Source organism: Vibrio sp. Vb2880 (genome assembly GCF_033337975.1).
In the GTDB taxonomy this organism is placed as follows: Bacteria; Pseudomonadota; Gammaproteobacteria; order Enterobacterales; family Vibrionaceae; genus Vibrio; species Vibrio alginolyticus.
Map to the genome: position 1 here is coordinate 46,857 of NZ_JAWORT010000023.1, position 20,138 is coordinate 66,994.

Below are 20,138 nucleotides of genomic sequence, written 5' to 3' on the forward strand. Positions count from 1 at the left end.
TTTTTTGCCGCCAAGATGGCAAACGTGGCAACAGGTCGTAAAGCCGAATCGCTTTGCAATATACTAGCAAAATACGCACCATCTTGGAGTTAAATCTACTTAGAGCGCGTCATTATAGAAGAAAAAGACCCGCATTTCGCGAGTCTTCTTACAGAATATGGAACTAGAGCTTGTTAGCCTTCGTGTTAAATACAGAGCGAAAGATAACTTGTTCTAAATTTCTTCTTTCTGTTCCAGCTGTTTTTCAACCGCTTTTAGGCGCTTATTCATCTCATCAATACGGTGAACTCGAGTCGCGGTCTTACGCCACTCTCTGTTCGTTTGTAGTGGGATACCTGATGAGTAAAGGCCTTTTTCTTCGATACTGCGCATTACCATGCCCATACCTGTAATAGCCACACCATCTGCGATAGTGATATGGCCATTCAGAACAGACGCGCCGCCAATCTGGCAGTACTTACCAATTTTTGTACTGCCCGCGACAATAGTACCACCAGGCATCACGGTACCATATCCGATCTGCACGTTGTGCGCGATTTGAAGTTGGTTATCCAGAATGACATTGTCTTCAATGATAGTATCTTCGAGTGCACCGCGGTCAATCGTAGTACAAGCACCAATCTCAACGCGGTTACCGATACGCACTGAACCAAGCTGAGGAATTTTGATCCACTCGCCTTTGTCATTCGCATAACCGAAGCCATCAGAGCCAATGACGGTACCCGATTGAACGAGACAGTCATCACCCAATGACACTTCATGATAGATAGTGACATTAGCCCAAAGCTTGGTGTTATTCCCTAGCTTGGCGTTCTTACCGATAAAACAACCAGCGCCAACGCTTACGTTATCGCCGAGTTCTACGCCCGTTTCAATCACAGCGTTAGCGCCGATTGTAACGTTCTCACCCATCTTAACGTCAGCGGCAATCACAGCACTTGGTGCAATATCGTCTGCCGGTTTTGGTGTGGTATCCATCGCTTGGACCACACGAGCAAATGCGACATAAGGGTCTGAAACCACTAGCGCATTTCCAACGCATTGATCTTTATGCTCAGCCTTTACCATAACGACGGTAGCTTGGCACTCAGAAAGGTGTTTTGCGTATTTTGGGTTAGACAAGAAGGTTACGTCACCTTCTTGTGCTTTATCCATTGGAGCAACACGGCTTACAACGAGAGACTCGTCACCAAACAGCTCACCCCCGGTAATTGTCGCCAATTCGGCTAATGTTAATGTCTTCATAACTTCTTATTTTAGAGCTTTAATTACGTCTTCAGAAATATTGTATTCTGGCTTGCCGTACTGCAAAGCAGAGATATCAATCACAAGATCGTAACCATTTTTGTCTGCGACTTTCTTAACTGCATCTTGAATCGTTTTGAAAAGCTTCGCTTTTTCTTCAGCTTCACGACGCGCACTTGCTTTTTCAAGTGCTTGTGCTTTCACTTTGTACTCGCTGTCTAGCTTCGCGATATCGATACGTAGCTTTTCTACTTCGTCTTGACCCAAAAGCTCACCGTCACGTTGTAGCTTTTCGATCTTTGTTTTAGCTTGCGCTTGGATTGACTTCAGTTCATCAGCTTTGCTTTTGAAGTCTTTCTGCATTTTTTGTAGTACAACTTCACGTTGAGGAAGAGCTTGGAAAACTTGAGCTGTATTTACGTAAGCAATTTTCTGTGCAGCTTCTGCCGCATTTGCAAACATTGAAGAGCTCAGTACAAGAAGGCCAATCCCAGCCGCTTTGATCATTTTATTCAAAATATTTTCCTCTTTAGAAAGTTCTACCGATAGTGAATGTGAAGAACTCTTCATCATCGCCATCAAATTTCTTAATTGGTTTCGCTAGTGAGAAGACTAGTGGCCCCATTGGAGACATCCACTGCAACGCCGCACCGTAAGAAGAGCGGTAGTTGGTTGGATCTGAGTAATCGTAGTAGTAACGGTCACCATATTCCGCACCTGAATCGCGGTAGTCAAACTCCGTATCCCAAACACTTGCCATATCAAAGAAGATACTGGTACGAATTTGGTTTTGTACTTCTTCTGATGCAAATGGTGTTGGGACAATCAACTCAACACTTGCTAGCGCTACGGCGTTACCACCAACAGAGTCATCTGTTGCTGTATCTGCGCCATTGTTTGAACCAGATGTATCACGGTAAACCGCTTTAGGACCAACAGAGTTTGAGCCAAAGCCACGAAGCGATGTAAAGCCACCTGCGTAGTAGTTTTCGTAGAATGGGAACAAGTTATCGTTACCATCCGTTTGACCGTAACCATTACCGTAACCTAAGCGGCCACGGAACAAGAGGGTAAACTCGTGCTTTTTAGTCAATGGCACATACTGGCGAACATCGTACTGCATTTTGAAGTATTGAACGTCAGAGCCAGGTACGGTCATTTTATAGAATGCACGCTGATGGTTACCTGCCGTTGGGAAGTAACCACGGTTTAAGTTATTACGTGTCCAAGAGATATTGAAGTCGAAGTCGTTTGTGTTCAACGCCCCACTAGAATCAATGTTGTCTGCTTGTGCTCGTAAGAACTGCTCTACCTGCAAGTAAGGCGATAAGTTACCGATCTTGTTGTGCGTATAACCGACACCGAATTCAAAACGGTTCAACTCATCGAATGGGAAGCCCCACGTTAAGCTCGCGCCATAGCTTTCGTTGGTATAGTCAACGATATTGGCTTCTTTCGCTTCAAATTCGTTATAGAAAACCTTACCACCTAAGCTTACACCGTCTAAGTTCCAGTACGGATCACGGTAATCTAGACTGATGTTTTTCTGGTAGTCATTCATCATCGCATTGATACCAACACGGTTACCGCTACCAATAAAGTTATCTTGTTGCAGGCCAACCTGGAAGCTCACACCCGATTCTGTACCGTAGCCAACACCGAAGTTAACGCTACCAGAGTTCGCTTCTTTGACAGAGTAAACTAGGTCAACTTGATCATCACTACCAGGAACTCGAACCGTCTGTACTTCAACATTTTCAAAGTAGCCCAAACGATTTAGACGAGTTTTACCCGTTTCAATCGATTTCGAGTTCAACCAACTGCCTTCCATCTGACGCATTTCACGACGAAGGACTTCATCTTTGGTTGAGTTATTACCCGTGAAGCGAATATCACGAACATAAATTCGGTTACCCGGGTCTACGTTAACGACCAAAGAAACTTCTTGATTCTCGTCGTCAAACTCTGGAATGGTATTCACTTGAGGATAAGCATAACCGGACTCACCAAGCACACGCTTAATCCCTTCTTCCATTGAAGTCACCAACGAGCCGTTGTATGTCTCATTGTCTTCAAATGGCACAAGTCTTTCGAACGTCGCTTCCTCACCAATCAAATCACCACGGAACTTCACGTCCTTAACGGTGTAAACCTCGCCCTCTTCTAGACCAAGAGTAATGTATACCCCTTTCTTGTCAGGAGAGATTGCAACTTGTGTCGAATCAACGTTAAATTTTAAGTAACCACGATCCAGGTAGAATGATTTGAGTGCTTCAATATCACCTGCAAGAACTTGCTTTTGATACTTTTCATCAGAAAGGAAATTCCACCACGGCACATCAACATTTAAGTTAAAGCGCGAAAGCAGTTCTTCATCACTGAACACTTCATTACCGATAAAGTTGATTTGCTGAATTTTTGCCGACACACCTTCAGTAAAGACAAACTTAAGATCAGAACGATTACGTGGTAGTGGAGTCACCACCGCTTTTACTGTTGCGTTGTATTTACCTACGCTGTAGTAAAAGTCTTCTAAGCCTTTTTCAATGTTGCTTAGCGTGGTGCGGTCAAGCGCTTCACCTTCACGAACGCCAGACGCGTTCAGGTTTTCTTGTAGCTGCTCGTCCTTGATTGCTTTGTTACCTGAAAAAGAGATGCTTGCAATGGTAGGACGTTCTTTGACTTGAACCATCAGAACACCACCGTCACGCAACACTTTCACATCTTCAAAGTTACCAGATGCATACAGGGCGCGGATAATTTCTGCAACATCGCCTTGGCCAATGGTATCACCGACACGTACAGGCATTTTCAACAATGCAGCACCCAGTGCTACACGCTGCAATCCATCGATTTCAATATCTTGAACTACGAAGTTCTCTGCTCCATTTGCAGATACACTGGTCGCCAGTAAACTTGCAAATAGAATTCGCTTAATCGCCATACTTGTTCTAATTATTCCTTGCTACTGCTTTTGTCTCTGAACTATCACAGACGAGTAAAATCATTAAATAGCGCTAACGCCATGAGCGAGAAGATGATCGCACCACCAATTCTAAAGCCCATTTCCTGCACTTTCTCAGGAACAGGACGTCGAATGACTGCTTCAATTGCAAAAAACAACAAATGACCGCCATCCAACATTGGTAAAGGAACGAGATTAATAATACCTAGGTTAACACTAATTAGAGCGAGAAAACCTAAAAAGTAGACCAAACCATAATCTGCTGTCGCGCCTGCGCCTTTGGCTATTGATATTGGTCCACTCAGATTATTCAGACCAACGTCTCCAACAATCAGCTTCTTAAGCATGCTGATTGTCAAACCAATGACTTGGCCAGTTTTGTCTACTGCTTTACCTATTGACTCGAATACACCAAACTGAAGATCGAAGCGATAACTTTCTGGCCATTCTGCGACTTTAGGTGCAATACCTGCAAAACCAACGACTTCTTTGTTAGCTAGCTCACGGCTACCGGGCGTCAGCGTCAATGTTTGCTCATAACCCTGACGCAACACCGTCAATTCAAGGGGTGTATCAGGATTAGAACGAACCGCTTCAACCACTTGCTTCCATTCGGTTACGCGTTGTTGACCAATTGCGACAACCTCATCACCTGGAAGCACACCGGCTTTTTCCGCCGCTCCACCTTGCGAGACCTGCTCGATAACTCGATACACCTCCGGTGTATACGGAGCAAAACCTAACGACTGCATCGCTGACTGAGTTTCTGGGTCGAACTTCCACTCACGTAAATCGAGCGTTTTCGTTACTTCTGAACCAACTTCATTCGCTGACGTTAGTGTTACCGTCATCAAATCATCGCCAATATGAGAAATCAATCCCATATTTACTGATTCCCAATCCGGAGTTTTGATACCAGATATCGATTTAAGTTCCATTCCAGATTCAATTCCAGCTTCCGCGACAATCGAATTGGGCGTAACTTCACCAATTACAGGCTTAACAGCCGGGATACCAATTAGAAATACCAGCCAATAGGCAAAAATTGCGAAAAGAAAATTAAAGATGGGGCCAGCCGCAACAATAGAGGTTCGCTTCCATAACGGCTTCTTATCAAACGCTAGGTGCTTCTCATGTTCTGGCACCTCATCGACACGGCTATCAACCATTTTCACATAGCCACCGAGAGGGATCATTGAGATGCTGTACTCCGTTCCGTCTTTGCCTACTTTACTCCAAATAGACTTGCCGAAACCGATTGAAAACTTTTCAACTTTAACGCCGCAACGGCGAGCAACCCAAAAATGCCCAAATTCGTGCACGGCAACAAGAATGCCCAGTGCGACGATAAAAGAAATGAGATTCCACAATATACCAGTCATCAGCTACGCTCGCGTATGGTTTCTAGGGCAATAGTTCGTGCCATTCTATCTAGCTCGAGCAAGCTTTCCAAGCTATTCGCATTCTCAGCTTTGCAGCTTGCGTTGATTTTATTCAACACAGACTCATTGATGCGAGCAATATCGGTAAAACCTAGTCTGTTATTTAAAAATGCATCAACAGCGACTTCATTAACTGCATTCAATGCCGTTGTTGCGTGTTGACCTTCATAACAAGCATCAATTGCGAGTTTTAAACATGGGTAACGAGCAAAGTCAGGCTGCAAAAACGTCAGCTCACCAACTTTCGTGAAGTCTAGCGGCTTAACCCCAGCTTCTACTCTTGACGGGTATGACATGGTGAGCGCAATTGGCGTCGCCATATCCGCTTCTCCCATTTGTGCCAAGACCGAACCATCACGATACTGAACCATAGAATGAATCACAGATTGAGGATGAATAATCACCTTCAGTTGTTCGCGAGCAGCATTAAATAGCCACTTAGCTTCGATATACTCAAGGCCTTTATTCATCATCGTGGCAGAATCAACAGAAATTTTTGGCCCCATCGACCAGTTTGGATGAGCAATCGCCTGCGCGGGTGTCACCTGCTCCAGTTCTGCGATGTCAGTGTAACGGAAAGGGCCACCAGATCCAGTCAACAAAATATGAGAAATGCCATGTTCTTGTAAATTGCAACGACCCAGATTGGTTTGTACTTGCTGTGGTAAACATTGGAAAATGGCGTTGTGTTCACTGTCGACGGGAAGTAGCTCTGCGCCAAATTCTTCAACGGCATCAATAAATAGCTGGCCTGACATTACAAGTGCTTCTTTATTTGCCAACAAGACTCGCTTACCTGCTTTCACGGCAGCCATGGTAGGCAATAAGCCAGCGGCTCCTACAATAGCAGCCATTACACTGTCGACCTCGTCCAGCGAAGCAATATGGCATAGCGCATCAACACCACCTAGCACTTCGGTACCTGGCGAAACCGAGTGTAGCTCAGCTTGAAGTTGAGACGCCGCAGCTTTATCTGCCATGACCGCATACTTAGGTTGCCACTGACGACATAAACCGATCATCTTTTCAACGTTAGTGCTTGCCGCTAAGGCAACGACAGAAAACAGATCTGGGTTTTGTTCGACCACTTTAAGCGTGCTTGCACCAATTGATCCAGTAGCACCAAGAATCGTTAACTTTTGCATGTTGTAAGACCGTTAGAAAGCTCAGGAGCGACGACGCCGCTCCTGATAAATTAGAATACGTAGTAAAGAAGAGCAAAAACTGGGAATGCTGCGGTTAGGCTGTCGATACGATCTAGCACACCACCGTGCCCTGGGATAATGTTACTGCTGTCTTTAATGCCTGAGACACGTTTGAACATACTTTCAACCAGATCACCAAGCACTGAAACAACGACAGTAACCAGCGTAATCAGCACCATATGGACAGGGCTAGTGAACTGGATATCGAACCAATCAGCAAATGCCCACGCTACGATTAATGCCGTGATAATGCCACCAATTAACCCTTCAATGGTTTTATTGGGGCTTACATGAGGAGCCATCTTACGTTTGCCTAAGCTTTTGCCTGCAAAGTAGGCGCCGCTATCTGCAGCCCATACCAAGAAACAAACGTACAACACAAGCTTTGCGCCGTGGTATGGATCTACAGTGATGTCATACGCTCTGAGAATAATCACACTCCAAAGGAATGGGATTAATGTCAGAAAACCAAATACATGACGTAAAACAAAATTACTTTGCCAAGATTTCGTCGTTTTGGGGTAAGTAATCGCCATTAAGCTAGCAATAATCCACCAAACAAAACCAATACCCAAGACGACATAATGAGGTGTCGTTAAGTGATTGAGGCTATATGCATCAGGCGAGATGTATAGAAAACTAAGTCCGGTAATAATGATTGCCGGCACAAGGGCAGCAATGCGAGAGTTGCTTCCTGTAAACTGAGTCCACTCCCAAAAACCTAATAGCGTTATTGCAGTTAAAGCGGCAATAAAGCCCATTAGCGGTAATTTAAAAATGCCTAAAATAACCAGGGGAGCTAAAATTAGTGCTGTTATTATTCTCTGTTTCAAACTAACTAGTCCTTATTGAGCTGCCATCAATGCCTTTATTTGTTCACCTGTACAGCCAAAACGACGTTCTCGGTTGATAAACCAAGTCACAGCTTCTACCAAACTGTCTTCATCGAATTCTGGCCAGTACTCTGGTGTAAAGTACATTTCTGCATAAGCCATTTGCCATAACATAAAGTTGCTGATGCGGCACTCTCCACTGGTGCGAATTAAAAGATCCACTTCCGGTAGGTCTGCCATGGTCAAATGCTCAGTGATTAGCTGCTCATTGATATCCTCTACACGAATTTCACCGTTACGTGCTTTTAGCGCTAACGTTTTAGCAGCTTCTGTGATGTCCCATTTACCGCCATAGTTGGCTGCAATGTTGATCACCATACCCGTGTTATCTGCCGTTAGGTTTTCTGCTTCTACAATTTTCTTTTGTAGACGCTCACTAAATCGACTGGTATCACCGATCACGCGCAACCGTAAGTTATTTTTGTGTAGTTTTTTTACTTCACTAGACAGGACCGTGATAAACAGTTCCATCAAAAGACCCACTTCTTCCTCCGGACGACGCCAGTTTTCACTACTAAAAGCAAACAGCGTCATGGCTCTAATGCCTAGTTTTGAAGCAGCAGCCACGGTCTTACGAACGGCACTAACGCCTTTTTTATGACCAAATACGCGAGGTTTTCCTTTGGACTTAGCCCAACGGCCATTACCGTCCATAATGATGGCAATATGCTTAGGAAGGGAATCAGAGAAGGCTTGAGAATTTTGCATAGGGAGTTAATTGAGTTCCATCAGTTGGATAGACTAACATAAAAAAACGCTGAGCTGTGAGCACAGCGTTTTCCAACAGTGATGTGTGTGGGAGTATTAAACTTCCATCAACTCTTTTTCTTTTGCAGCAAGAACTTCATCGATCTTCTTAACTGCAACGTCAGTTAGCTTTTGAATTTCGTCTTGTGCTTTACGGTCTTCATCTTCAGAGATTTCTTTATCTTTTAGAAGCGCTTTAAGATCGTTGTTTGCGTCACGACGGATGTTACGAACAGCAACACGACCACCTTCAGCTTCACCACGAACGATCTTAACTAGGTCTTTACGACGCTCTTCCGTTAGCGGTGGAAGTGGAACGCGGATGATAGTGCCAGCTGACATAGGGTTTAGACCAAGGTCAGACGTCATGATCGCTTTTTCTACTTTCGGCGTCAGCTCTTTATCAAAAACCGTGATTGCAAGTGTACGCGCATCTTCAGCAATAACGTTTGCTACTTGGTTTAGAGGTGTTGCTGCACCGTAGTATTCTACAGAAATACCAGATAGTAGGCTTGGGTGTGCACGACCTGTACGAATTTTAGAAAGGTTGTTCTTAAGCGCTTCAACGCTTTTATCCATGCGCTCTTGCGCGTCTTTTTTGATTTCGTTAATCACAGTTTCACCTTAAAAATGTCATCTTTCCTGAAGAAAGCCTAAAACGGTTGAGCAAAGCAAGCACCACCCTAACGCTTTGGAGTGGCACCTTAAGCCAAGCTTATTCGTTGATGAGCGTGCCTTCTGCTTCGCCCATAACCACGCGACGTAGTGCGCCTGGCTTGTTCATATTAAATACGCGGATTGGCATTTTGTGGTCACGAGCTAGCGTAAACGCCGCCAAGTCCATAACTTTCAGCTCTTTATCCAGAACTTCTGCATAAGATAGCTTATCATACAGCTCTGCGTCTGGGTTTGCTACAGGGTCAGCAGTAAATACACCATCAACTTTCGTCGCTTTTAGTACAACATCCGCTTCAATTTCGATACCACGTAAACAAGCAGCAGAATCCGTTGTAAAGAACGGGTTACCAGTACCAGCAGAGAAGATGACAACTCGGCCTTGGCGAAGCTCACGGATCGCATCAGCCCAATTATAGTCGTCACATACGCCTTTTAGAGGGATTGCAGACATAACGCGCGCATTTACGTATGCACGGTGAAGAGCATCACGCATCGCTAGGCCATTCATTACTGTAGCAAGCATACCCATGTGGTCACCAACTACGCGGTTCATACCAGCTTCAGCTAGGCCTGCACCACGGAACAAGTTACCGCCACCGATAACTACACCAACCTGAACACCCAGTTCAACCAGTTCTTTAACTTCTTGTGCCATACGATCAAGGACCGCAGGATCAATACCAAAACCGTCTTCACCTTGAAGAGCTTCACCACTCAGTTTTAATAGAATACGTTGATACGCTGGTTTAGGGTTCGTAGTCATGGAGTTTACCTTCCAAAGAGAGTTGTTGATTAACAGTCATGAATAGACACAACTTCAGTTATGGCTATTCATCACGGCTAATCGTTCACTGCTCATAAAAAGACCGCAGCCTTGGCTACGGTCTAATCTTTATACAGTCTCTAAGGATTAACCTTTTTGAGCTGCTGCAACTTCTTCAGCGAAGCTCATTTCTTCTTTCTTCTCGATACCTTCACCTACTTCTAGGCGAACGAACGTAGAAACTGAAGCGCCTTTTTCTTTCAGCATTTCGCCTACAGTTTTCTTAGGCTCCATGATGAAAGCTTGACCTGTTAGAGAGATCTCGCCAGTGAATTTCTTCATGCGGCCAACAACCATCTTCTCAGCGATTTCAGCAGGCTTGCCTTCGTTCATTGCGATTTCAACTTGAACCGCTTTCTCTTTTTCTACTACGTCAGCTGGTACGTCTTCTGGGTTAACGAACTCTGGCTTAGAAGCAGCAACGTGCATTGCAACGTGCTTAAGAGTTTCTGCGTCGCCTTCACCAGCAACAACAACACCGATTTTCTCACCGTGACGGTAAGAAGCGATTGCAGTGCCTTGAACGTATTCTACGCGACGGATAGTGATGTTTTCACCGATTTTAGCTACTAGAGCTACACGTGCGTCTTCGAATTGTGCTTGTAGTTCTTCAACAGAAGCTTTTGAAGCTAGAGCTGCAGCTGCAACTTCTTCTGCGAATGCAGTGAAGTTACCGTCTTTAGCAACGAAGTCAGTTTGGCAGTTAACTTCAAGAAGAACAGCAACGCCGTTTTCTTCTTTGATGATGATTGCGCCTTCAGCTGCAACGTTACCAGCTTTCTTAGCTGCTTTCGCTGCGCCAGATTTACGCATGTTTTCAATTGCTAGTTCGATGTCAGCGTTTGCTTCTACAAGCGCTTTCTTACATTCCATCATGCCAGCGCCAGTACGCTCGCGAAGTTCTTTAACTAGAGCAGCAGTTACAGTTGCCATTCTGTCTTCCTCGTTTGATTCGAAATAAGGTAAAAAACAGGGGCCTAACATTGTCGGCCCCCATTGCTAACTATAACTTAGTTTATGCTACACAAAGGTTTCACATAGACCAAGTGTGACACAGAGCCGCTATTATTCAGCTTCTACGAAACCGTCTTTTTCAGCAACTGCAGCTACGTCTTTGTTACGACCTTCAGATACTGCTGAAGCAGCAGCGTTCAGGTATAGCTGTACAGCGCGGATCGCGTCGTCGTTACCTGGGATTACGTAGTCAACGCCGTCTGGGTTAGAGTTAGTATCTACCACAGCGTATACTGGAATACCTAGGTTGTTAGCTTCTTTAATTGCAATGTGTTCGTGATCAGCGTCGATTACGAATAGAGCGTCTGGTAGGCCGCCCATGTCTTTGATACCACCAAGAGATTTCTCTAGCTTCTCCATTTCGCGAGTACGCATTAGAGCTTCTTTCTTAGTTAGTTTGTCAAAAGTACCGTCTTGAGATTGAGTCTCTAGTTCTTTTAGACGCTTGATAGACTGACGAACTGTTTTGTAGTTTGTAAGCATACCGCCTAACCAGCGGTTGTTTACGTAAAACTGGTTGCTTGCGATTGCAGCTTCTTTAACAGCTTCAGATGCAGCGCGCTTAGTACCTACGAATAGAACCTTACCTTTCTTCTCGCCAACTTTAGCTAGTTCAGCTAGAGCGTCGTTGAACATTGGTACAGTTTTTTCTAGGTTGATGATATGAACTTTGTTACGAGCGCCAAAGATGAATGGCTTCATTTTTGGGTTCCAGTAACGAGTCTGGTGACCGAAGTGAACACCAGCTTTTAGCATATCGCGCATTGATACAGTTGCCATTTTAAAATCCTCTATGGGGTTAGGCCTCCACATTCCCCATAACTCCGACCAAGCTTCTGCTCAGCACCCCGGAATATGTGACGGAATGTGTGTGATTTAAAGATAAAAGGTTATTCGGATGAAGCTTGCTTCGCCGCTTAACTTTGCTAAACGAAGAGAACAGTCCTCTATTCCGGCGCGCTTTATACCATATTTTAGCTCACTGTGGCTAGTAAAAATTATTTCTTCACCGAGCCACTTTCTCCTATTTATAAGCAAAACTTTAAACATATGATCGAATTAAGAATGATGCATATTCCTATCTAACTTGGGTTAACGCCCCGATGTCTGATAGAATGCGGCCATTCGCACGTTTACGTGCTTAGGAATAAGTAGAGAAAGCCAATGTCAATCAAGATTAAAACTGCTGAAGAAATAGAACGCATGCGCATTGCGGGCAAGCTAGCCGCAGAGATTCTAGAAATGATCGAACCACACATCAAAGTTGGTGTGACGACAGAAGAGTTAAACAAAATCTGTCATGAGTACGCTCTAGAAAAAGGTGCATACTCTGCTCCGCTTGATTACCATGGTTTCCCTAAGTCGATCTGTACTTCAATCAACCATATCGTATGCCACGGTATTCCAGCGGAAAAAGACGAAATCGGTAGCAACGGCCAAATGAAGCCGGCGGTACTAAAAGATGGTGACATCTTGAACGTTGATATTACCGTAATCGTTCCAAATGATGAGAATGCCGATCTGAGCGTGCGTCCTCAGGGTTACCATGGTGACACTTCTAAGATGTTCCTAGTCGGTGATGTTTCGCCTGCAAACAAACGTCTGTGCATGGTAGCTCAAGAAGCACTGTATGTTGGTATGCGTACCGTTAAGCCAGGTTCAACGGTTGGTGACATCGGTACAGCTATCGAGAAGTACATCAAAGAGAATAACAAGAACAATCCTCGCAACAAGTTTTCTATTGTGAAAGACTTCTGTGGTCACGGTATTGGCGATGAGTTCCATGAAGAACCACAAGTGGTTCATTACAAGAACAAAGACCGCCGCGTACTAAAAGAAGGCATGTGCTTTACTATTGAGCCGATGATTAACGCTGGTAAATTTGGTTGCTCTGTTGATGCACAAGATGACTGGACTGTTTACACGGGCGACGGCAAGAACTCTGCGCAATGGGAACATACCATTGTTGTAACAAAAGAAGGTTGTGAAGTACTGACGCTTCGTAGCGACGATACGATTCCTCGCCTAATGAAAAACGCGTAAAGCTGACGACCACTCGTTGTTTACTATATCCCTGCTTCGGCGGGGATATTTTTTATCTGCCGGAAATTTGTTAGATTGTTATTAGATTAGCTTGCACGGATGGCAAATATGACACTTCAGTCCCCTCTTACCTTTTCCGATGAACAAATCAATATCGGTGAACTCAAACGAGAATTAGAGAAGTTTAGCTCTAATCAAAACCAAGAGTTTCTCAATCATCATCCGGTAACAAGCTTGGTTTTAGCCAGAGCTGAATATATGGATCTGCTTCTCAATCGTTTGTGGCAACATTTTGGTTTCAAGGATATTTACAACATTTCCCTAGTTGCCGTTGGTGGCTACGGACGAGGCGAGCTGCATCCGCTCTCCGATATCGATATTTTGATTCTGTCGAACAATAAACTGCCAACCGCGTTAGAAGCAAAAATCAGCGAATTCATTACGCTGTTGTGGGATTTAAAACTCGAGGTCGGACACGCTGTTCGCACCGTTACTGAATGTGCTGAAATTGGTAAAACCGATCTAACGGTCGCGACAAACCTGCAAGAAGCGCGACTGCTGTGTGGAAGCGAGGACACCTTTCAGGCACTGAAGAAAGTCGTGTTATCAGACTCCTTCTGGCCAAGTGAGACGTTTTACCGCGCTAAAATTCAAGAGCAGCGCGAACGCCATGCGCGTTACCACGACACGACCTACAACTTAGAACCGGACATTAAATCAACCCCTGGCGGGCTGCGCGATATTCATACATTAAGCTGGGTCGCTCGACGTCACTTTGGTGCGACTTCATTGTTAGAAATGAGCCGATACGGATTTTTAACTGACGCAGAATACCGAGAATTGGTTGAATGTCAGGACTTCCTTTGGCGAGTACGTTTCGCTCTGCACATGGAGCTTCGCCGCTATGACAACCGCTTGACCTTTGCCCATCAAGCACAAGTTGCGGAAAATCTAGGCTACGTCGGAGAAGGCAATCGAGGCGTAGAAATGATGATGAAAGAGTTCTACCGCACGCTTCGTCGTGTGGCAGAGCTCAATAAAATGCTACTCAAACTCTTTGACCAAGCGATCATTAATGGTGGGGCGACAGAAAGTGCCGAGATTCTCGATACGGACTTTCAACGTCGCGGTTCTTTAATTGAAGCGCGGAAACCCGCATTGTTCCAAGCTCGCCCAGAAACTATTCTGGATATGTTCTTACATATTGCTAACGACTCAACTATTGAAGGGGTGAGCCCACCAACGCTGCGTCAACTTCGCACCGCTCGCCGTCGGCTCAACAAGTTTTTGCACACCATTCCTGCTGCGCGTGAAAAGTTCATGGCGTTATGTCGTCACCCTAATGCTCTGCACAAAGCATTCAGCCTAATGCACCGATTAGGGGTTATGGCGGCCTATTTACCGCAATGGAGTCAGATTGTTGGTCAAATGCAGTTTGACTTATTCCATGCCTACACAGTTGATGAACACAGTATTCGCTTACTTAAACACATCAACACTTTTAGTGACCCAGAAAATCATGCGAAGCACCCTATTTGCTGTGACGTCTACCCACGGATGCAAAAGAAAGAGCTGCTGATTATTGCCGCTATTTTCCACGATATCGGGAAAGGTCGTGGCGGCGATCACTCAATTATCGGTGAAGGAGAAGCGTACGACTTCTGCATTGAGCATGGTTTATCGAAGCCCGAAGCGAAACTTGTCGCTTGGTTGGTAAGACATCATCTATTAATGTCTGTCACCGCACAGCGCCGAGACATTTATGATCCCGATGTCATTACCGAATTTGCCAAAAAAGTCAGAGACGAAGAATCTCTCGATTATCTTGTATGCCTGACAGTTGCAGATATTTGTGCAACCAACCCAGAACTTTGGAATGCGTGGAAACGAACTTTACTTGCGGAGCTGTATTACTCCACGCAACGTGCTTTACGCAGAGGCCTAGAGAATCCTGTCGATGTGCGTGAGAGAATTCGCCACAATCAACAAATGGCCTCCGCAATGCTGCGCAAAGAGGGGTTTGCCGCGCGCGAAATTGAAGTATTGTGGCAACGCTTCAAAGCTGACTACTTCCTTCGTCATACCCATACGCAAATCGCGTGGCACTGCGAACACTTACTTCGCATGGAAGATCCGACTAAGCCTTTGGTATTAATCAGTAAAAAAGCCACTCGTGGCGGCACTGAGGTGTTTGTATATACGAAAGACCAGCCTGCTTTATTTGCGACGGTCGTAGCGGAGTTAGATAGGCGTAATTTTAATGTACACGACGCGCAAATCATGACCAGCAAAGATGGGCACGTGATTGATACCTTTATGGTACTCGATCAACATGGCGAAGCGATCGATGAGTCTCGTCACGCCGCGGTGATTAAACACCTCACCCATGTACTGGAGGCGGGCCGACCAACCAAGATTAAAACGCGCCGTACTCCGAACAAACTTCAGCACTTTAACGTGAAAACCAAAGTCGACTTCTTACCAACCAAAGGTAAAAAACACACTTTAATGGAGTTTGTCGCGCTAGACACACCGGGGCTGTTGGCCAAAGTAGGCCGTACGTTTGCTGATTTAAACATCAACCTTCACGGTGCTAAAATCACCACCATTGGTGAGCGAGCAGAAGACTTGTTTATTTTAACCAGTGATGCAGGGGGAAGGTTAAGTGAAGAACAGCAAGATGAGCTAAGAGAGAGATTGATCGAAAAGTTATCTGATGAGGTCGCAGCTTAGATCAAACCTGCCAATCTTTTCGGTTCAGGGCGAGAGCGATCTTGCCCACAAGTTAAGCATTTTGGCTAAATATCAGCTATCTAGCTCATACATAGGCTGCTACAGTTATATCAATATCAATTCGATGTAATAGAGGTAGCCTATGTATCCCCACCTCACTGGTTTGGGTATTCACGACCCTAAGCAGATTGAACGTTATTCCCTACGCCAAGAAGCACACAAAGACGTACTCAAGATCTATTTCCACAAGCAAAAAGGCGAACTGTTCGCTAAAAGCGTTAAATTCAAATACCCACGCCAAATCAAAAATGTTCTTGTTGATAGTGGCAGTCACAAATATAAAGAAGTAACGGAAATCAACCGTAACCTCACATTAGTCATTGATGAGCTGAATAAAATCACTAAGCCAACGAAACAACCTGAGGTTGATGTAAAAGAGAAAATTCTTTCAGACCTTCGTCATTTAGAAAAAGTCGTTTCGAGCAAGATCGCAGAGATCGAAGCGGATCTCGCAAAACTAAAGTAAAACGTTAAGTCTTAAATATTAAAAAAGGGTTAGCATTGATGCTAACCCTTTTTATTTGTACCCAATCATTATCTAGATCTAACTGCGCCGATTATCGGTTGATCATCGATTCATCCCACTCAAATCGAGTAAACAATTGCTGCCAAGTTTCATCAAGATTAGCCGTCATAACAATCTCTTGATCGGTAAATGGATGGATGAACCGTAACTCTGAAGCATGCAGTAGCAGACGATGAGATTCAAACTCTGTGCGATACAGCTTGTTGTGCTTTCCATCCCCGTGCGTTGTATCACCCACGATCGGATGGCGTAGATGTGCCATATGACGACGAAGTTGGTGCTTACGCCCCGTTTTAGGTTTCATCTCAACTAAGCAATAACGCGTTGTAGGAAATTTACCCGTCGAATAGGGAACTTCCACTTTAGCCAACGGCTTATATTCCGTCACCGCTTCTTGCGCTTCTTTTTCTTGTGAAGCGAACTTATCAGCAATCTTGTCTAACTCCACTTTGAGTGCGTAATCCAAGACGCCCTCTTCCTCAATCCAACCGCGTACTATCGCGTGGTATGTCTTTTCCATTTTATGTTCAGCAAACATCGGCATGACTTGTGATGCGACTTCACTCGACAACGCAAACACGAGCACACCAGATGTTGGACGATCCAGACGATGCAATGGGAACACATGCTGACCAATTTGGTCGCGCAAAGTTTGCATGACAAACTGAGTTTCGTGTTTATCTAACCAACTGCGATGCACTAACATGCCTGCAGGCTTGTTGACCGCTACAAAATATTCATCCTGATAAACGATCTCCAGCTCAACTGGTTCTGAAGATCGCGTTAGTTCTTGTTCTAGCATTCGTTTACTTACACAGTTCGTCAATGGTTCGGATTGTAACGAGCAGCTCGGCGAACTGCGGTTCCTGCTTCCACGCTTCTGAAAAATAGGGCTCGAGAGAAAACCCTCTTGGCAGTGGTTGGTTATTTTTCACTAGTGCGTGCATTCTGGCTATAAAAATCCACTGCAACCACTCATGAGGATGCAATGTATCAATCGCAAATGGCTCCGCACTTTGTAAGGCTTGCTCTGAAGGCATAGTGTATTGCCACAATTTATGCTCTCTAAGCTGCGTTTCAAGTTGGTGAAGTAAGTCGACCAATTGAGTATTTGTTACCATTAATTCTATCTCGAACCTTGAATTAGCCGAGAATGATACCATTTCTTGTGAAAAGAACGTTAGGACGTCGTATTTAATGGAAAACATTCAAACCCTCACTCAACTGTTGAACAACAGCCACTGTGATTATCAAATCTTCGATCTTGGTCGCCGTATCAAAACCATCGCTAAGAAAGAGTTTACCGATGTAGAAAAAGGTCAAGCACCTTACCCATTTCCAATGCAGCGTAAAGCACACCTTGCCATCGCTTATTGGAATGAACAAAAGCAACCTTGGATTTGGTTTCTAAAGTTTGAATTGGACGAGCGCGGTTTGTTAAAGCAAGCGGATATCGGCAATTTCATTAAATACGTCGTGGAGGCTATGGGAACACGCCTCAATGATGATATCACTGAAGAGCAACAACAAAAGCTGTCTAACAACCCATACACTTTCAAACCTTCCGAAGATAAAATGGCCGTGTTTCATAGCCAGGTCCGCGCAAACCTCAATCTTCCTACCAGCCAATATTACGAGCATACCCAGCATTACTTCTCTGGAGGTTTAGGCTGGGATAATTGGCAAACTGTAGGTCTGCAAGGTATCACAGACATAGCCGCTCGCCTGGACAAAGAGCAAAACGGGGTAATGATACGCAAAGCGTTGAACCACCTACCAAATGAGCCACTTTATGCCCTATTAGGTGCGCTTGAGCACGTAGAGCTTCAAGAGCGTTTAGCAGAACGTATCGCGGAAAAGGCACAGCAAGAAATCGCAAGTAGCGAACCTGATCTCTTCCTACTTTCAGCACTTATCCGAGCCCTTGCTGGTGCACCAACAGAAGTCGCCTCTCCAGTGTTAGATGCGATATTACATAGCCCTCGTTTAAGCCATCAGGAGGTATTGATTGGTGTGGCGGGTCGCGCTTGGCACTTACTCGCCAATGAAAAGGTAGCAGAACAGTTTTTGCTGCGTTTAGCTCAAACCGGTAATCAAGCCCTATTTAATCAGTTATTTGCCGATTTAGTGATGCTGCCAGAGTTAAGAATGGTGTTATTGCCTTTACTGCATTCAAACCCATCAGAGGAACTAGCAAATGCGCTAGTAAGCTTACAACAAACAACAAAAAGCTAAGAAAGGTTCAGGAATGATTGGTGATCTTTTAGCAATTTTAGGGCTCTGCTTTTTCTGTTACCTGTTTTGGCAACAGCGTCGCCAAGCCGAACTCGCAAAAGCGGCCATCACGCGTAAATGTGAGCAATTGGATCTCCAATTAATCAGCATCGCCTTTGGTGCCCATAAACTAAAAACGCCAGACGGAGTCTGGCGTTGGCATACGGTGTATCAATTTGAGTTTTCATCTCTTGGTGACGATTGCTACCAAGGAGAGTTAACCATGGTCGGTTTCAGGCCGCAGAACTTTCACCTACCACCGCATCGCTTGTAAATTCCATTTCAAAGTAAGGACCATATATATCCTTACTTTCTTTTGTTTCAACAAATCCCAGCTTTTTCAGTACTGCCATAGAAGCTTGATGATTGCTATTCACGTTAGCTTTCACCTTATTCAAGCCCAATTCACTGCACGCTTTGGGGAAAAATGCTTTTAGTGCTTCTGTTGCTAACCCTTTACCCCAATATGATTTATCAAAAATAAACCCTAATTCAGGTTCGGAATCGAGATTAGCAATGAACACGTGCCCCATATAGTCACGACTGGTGCTCTCTAGCACTGCCATACTATAAATGTTCTCATCATCCAGTATTTTCTCAAACATCTGTTTGGCAGACGCAACTGTATACGGACCATTCAATTCAGCACGGTTTTTCGCACAGCAATTCAGCATGACGAATTCTAGTTGCAACGACTCATTGTAGGGTAGAAGAAGCATTCTTCTGGTTACTATGGCCACATCTGTTCCTTGATTACAACAAACTTAATCTATCCGCAGATCACAAACTCGATGAGCTGAACATGCTCAATGATTGCGGGCATAACACCTTGTAGAGAAGCCGAAAGTTAAACCAACTGGTTGGAAAGGATATTGATCTGAGTTGTTTTTTATTAAGTGTTATTAGGAATTTATATATTTTGTGATATTGATATCCCCAAGTAACATCGAGATGCTTAATTCAATGAGAGCACTGGATATCGTTTTTATATAAGAAAGACCCCGACACATAAGTATCGGGGTCATGGTCTTACTCGCAGCAGTCCGGCTACTAAAAGTGCTCCATGCATCATCCATAATAGTGGCTGATTCCGTCAGCTTATTCCTTACGTCGCCGTCCTAGCGGTGTCCTTATCATCCTGACTGCTAACATTCCTCGTTAGCACACGTCACTTGTTCCTTGAGCGGTGTCCCTTGCATCTTCCTGATGCTGTCCATAACCTCAATCCTAGAGGGGTCCATTGTCTATCCTTAGTCATCAACATCCTATTGATGATCGTATCCTTACAATGTCCTACGCTCCATGCTTGATTAATCATCCTGACCAACCAAATCGTCTTCCTGACGATAACCAAATCCTTGGTGCTTTCCTGTTCCATGTCTGCTTCCTGCTGACAACTCTCAATTTACGCCTTTTCCAAAAATAGACAATCTATCCAAGATAAATATTTGGCTCTCACATTGGTTAACAAGTTGTTAAATCATTATTTA

General features: G+C 44.5%; 19 protein-coding genes. 5 read left to right on the top strand and 14 right to left on the bottom strand.

The features are described from left to right. Positions 1–213: 213 nt before the first annotated feature. The 11 genes from lpxD to rpsB form a co-directional block, all read right to left on the bottom strand. On the bottom strand, positions 214–1,245 hold the full coding sequence (lpxD, locus tag R7M92_RS20185; RefSeq protein ID WP_005380347.1) for a UDP-3-O-(3-hydroxymyristoyl)glucosamine N-acyltransferase: 1,032 nt from the start codon (positions 1,243–1,245) through the stop codon (positions 214–216). Positions 1,246–1,251: 6 nt separating this feature from the next. Continuing rightward, entirely contained in the window at positions 1,252–1,761 is a 510-nt protein-coding gene (locus R7M92_RS20190) for an OmpH family outer membrane protein (protein WP_005391804.1), read from the bottom strand. Positions 1,762–1,774: 13 nt separating this feature from the next. Continuing rightward, entirely contained in the window at positions 1,775–4,189 is a 2,415-nt protein-coding gene (bamA, locus tag R7M92_RS20195; RefSeq protein ID WP_005391802.1) for an outer membrane protein assembly factor BamA, read from the bottom strand. A 44-nt stretch (positions 4,190–4,233) separates the two neighbouring features. After that, positions 4,234–5,592, bottom strand: coding sequence for a sigma E protease regulator RseP (gene rseP, locus R7M92_RS20200; protein WP_005380334.1), 1,359 nt, complete (start codon positions 5,590–5,592; stop codon positions 4,234–4,236). Further along, positions 5,592–6,797: a 1-deoxy-D-xylulose-5-phosphate reductoisomerase gene (gene ispC / locus R7M92_RS20205; protein ID WP_238843869.1), complete on the bottom strand. Its 1,206-nt coding sequence runs from the start codon at positions 6,795–6,797 to the stop codon at positions 5,592–5,594. The genes rseP and ispC overlap by 1 nt, the downstream gene beginning before the upstream one ends. 50 nt (positions 6,798–6,847) lie before the next feature. Continuing rightward, the gene (locus R7M92_RS20210) at positions 6,848–7,690 is read right to left on the bottom strand and encodes a phosphatidate cytidylyltransferase (RefSeq protein ID WP_031779042.1); all 843 of its coding nucleotides are present in this window, start codon (positions 7,688–7,690) and stop codon (positions 6,848–6,850) included. 12 nt (positions 7,691–7,702) lie between these two features. Then, positions 7,703–8,458, bottom strand: a complete 756-nt coding sequence (locus R7M92_RS20215; protein WP_005380331.1) for an isoprenyl transferase — start codon at positions 8,456–8,458, stop codon at positions 7,703–7,705. Positions 8,459–8,554: 96 nt separating this feature from the next. Then, positions 8,555–9,112, bottom strand: coding sequence for a ribosome recycling factor (gene frr, locus R7M92_RS20220; protein WP_005380330.1), 558 nt, complete (start codon positions 9,110–9,112; stop codon positions 8,555–8,557). A 100-nt stretch (positions 9,113–9,212) separates the two neighbouring features. Continuing rightward, complete coding sequence (gene pyrH / locus R7M92_RS20225) at positions 9,213–9,938, bottom strand: UMP kinase (protein ID WP_005380329.1); 726 nt, start codon at positions 9,936–9,938, stop codon at positions 9,213–9,215. A gap of 147 nt (positions 9,939–10,085) precedes the next feature. After that, complete coding sequence (tsf, locus tag R7M92_RS20230) at positions 10,086–10,931, bottom strand: translation elongation factor Ts (RefSeq protein WP_005380328.1); 846 nt, start codon at positions 10,929–10,931, stop codon at positions 10,086–10,088. Positions 10,932–11,063: 132 nt separating this feature from the next. Next, complete coding sequence (gene rpsB / locus R7M92_RS20235; RefSeq protein WP_005380327.1) at positions 11,064–11,792, bottom strand: 30S ribosomal protein S2; 729 nt, start codon at positions 11,790–11,792, stop codon at positions 11,064–11,066. A 384-nt stretch (positions 11,793–12,176) separates the two neighbouring features. Between rpsB and map the strand changes: the two genes are divergently transcribed. The 3 genes from map to R7M92_RS20250 all read left to right on the top strand — a co-directional run bounded on the left by map (position 12,177) and on the right by R7M92_RS20250 (position 16,314). Continuing rightward, complete coding sequence (map, locus tag R7M92_RS20240; RefSeq protein ID WP_005380326.1) at positions 12,177–13,055, top strand: type I methionyl aminopeptidase; 879 nt, start codon at positions 12,177–12,179, stop codon at positions 13,053–13,055. 108 nt (positions 13,056–13,163) lie between these two features. Next, complete coding sequence (glnD, locus tag R7M92_RS20245) at positions 13,164–15,788, top strand: bifunctional uridylyltransferase/uridylyl-removing protein GlnD (protein WP_238843868.1); 2,625 nt, start codon at positions 13,164–13,166, stop codon at positions 15,786–15,788. A 142-nt stretch (positions 15,789–15,930) separates the two neighbouring features. Then, positions 15,931–16,314 (top strand): DUF3461 family protein, encoded by a 384-nt coding sequence (locus tag R7M92_RS20250; protein ID WP_171344492.1) that lies wholly within the window; start codon positions 15,931–15,933, stop codon positions 16,312–16,314. Between the two features lie 91 nt (positions 16,315–16,405). On the opposite strand, the gene truC is transcribed toward R7M92_RS20250, so the two are convergent. Together truC and R7M92_RS20260 are read right to left on the bottom strand one after the other, a co-directional pair. After that, positions 16,406–17,176, bottom strand: a complete 771-nt coding sequence (truC, locus tag R7M92_RS20255) for a tRNA pseudouridine(65) synthase TruC (RefSeq protein WP_171344493.1) — start codon at positions 17,174–17,176, stop codon at positions 16,406–16,408. 4 nt (positions 17,177–17,180) lie between these two features. Further along, positions 17,181–17,495 carry a YqcC family protein gene (locus R7M92_RS20260; protein WP_042521408.1) on the bottom strand — a complete coding sequence of 105 codons (315 nt, stop codon included), beginning with the start codon at positions 17,493–17,495 and terminating at the stop codon, positions 17,181–17,183. Positions 17,496–17,571: 76 nt separating this feature from the next. Between R7M92_RS20260 and R7M92_RS20265 the strand changes: the two genes are divergently transcribed. Next, positions 17,572–18,609 carry a DUF3549 family protein gene (locus R7M92_RS20265; protein ID WP_005380317.1) on the top strand — a complete coding sequence of 346 codons (1,038 nt, stop codon included), beginning with the start codon at positions 17,572–17,574 and terminating at the stop codon, positions 18,607–18,609. Between the two features lie 13 nt (positions 18,610–18,622). Next, positions 18,623–18,922 (top strand): DUF3301 domain-containing protein, encoded by a 300-nt coding sequence (locus tag R7M92_RS20270; RefSeq protein WP_005380315.1) that lies wholly within the window; start codon positions 18,623–18,625, stop codon positions 18,920–18,922. On the opposite strand, the gene R7M92_RS20275 is transcribed toward R7M92_RS20270, so the two are convergent. Continuing rightward, positions 18,882–19,367: a GNAT family N-acetyltransferase gene (locus R7M92_RS20275; RefSeq protein ID WP_213868692.1), complete on the bottom strand. Its 486-nt coding sequence runs from the start codon at positions 19,365–19,367 to the stop codon at positions 18,882–18,884. The two genes, R7M92_RS20270 and R7M92_RS20275, sit on opposite strands and share 41 nt — an antisense overlap. Positions 19,368–20,138 lie beyond the last annotated feature (771 nt).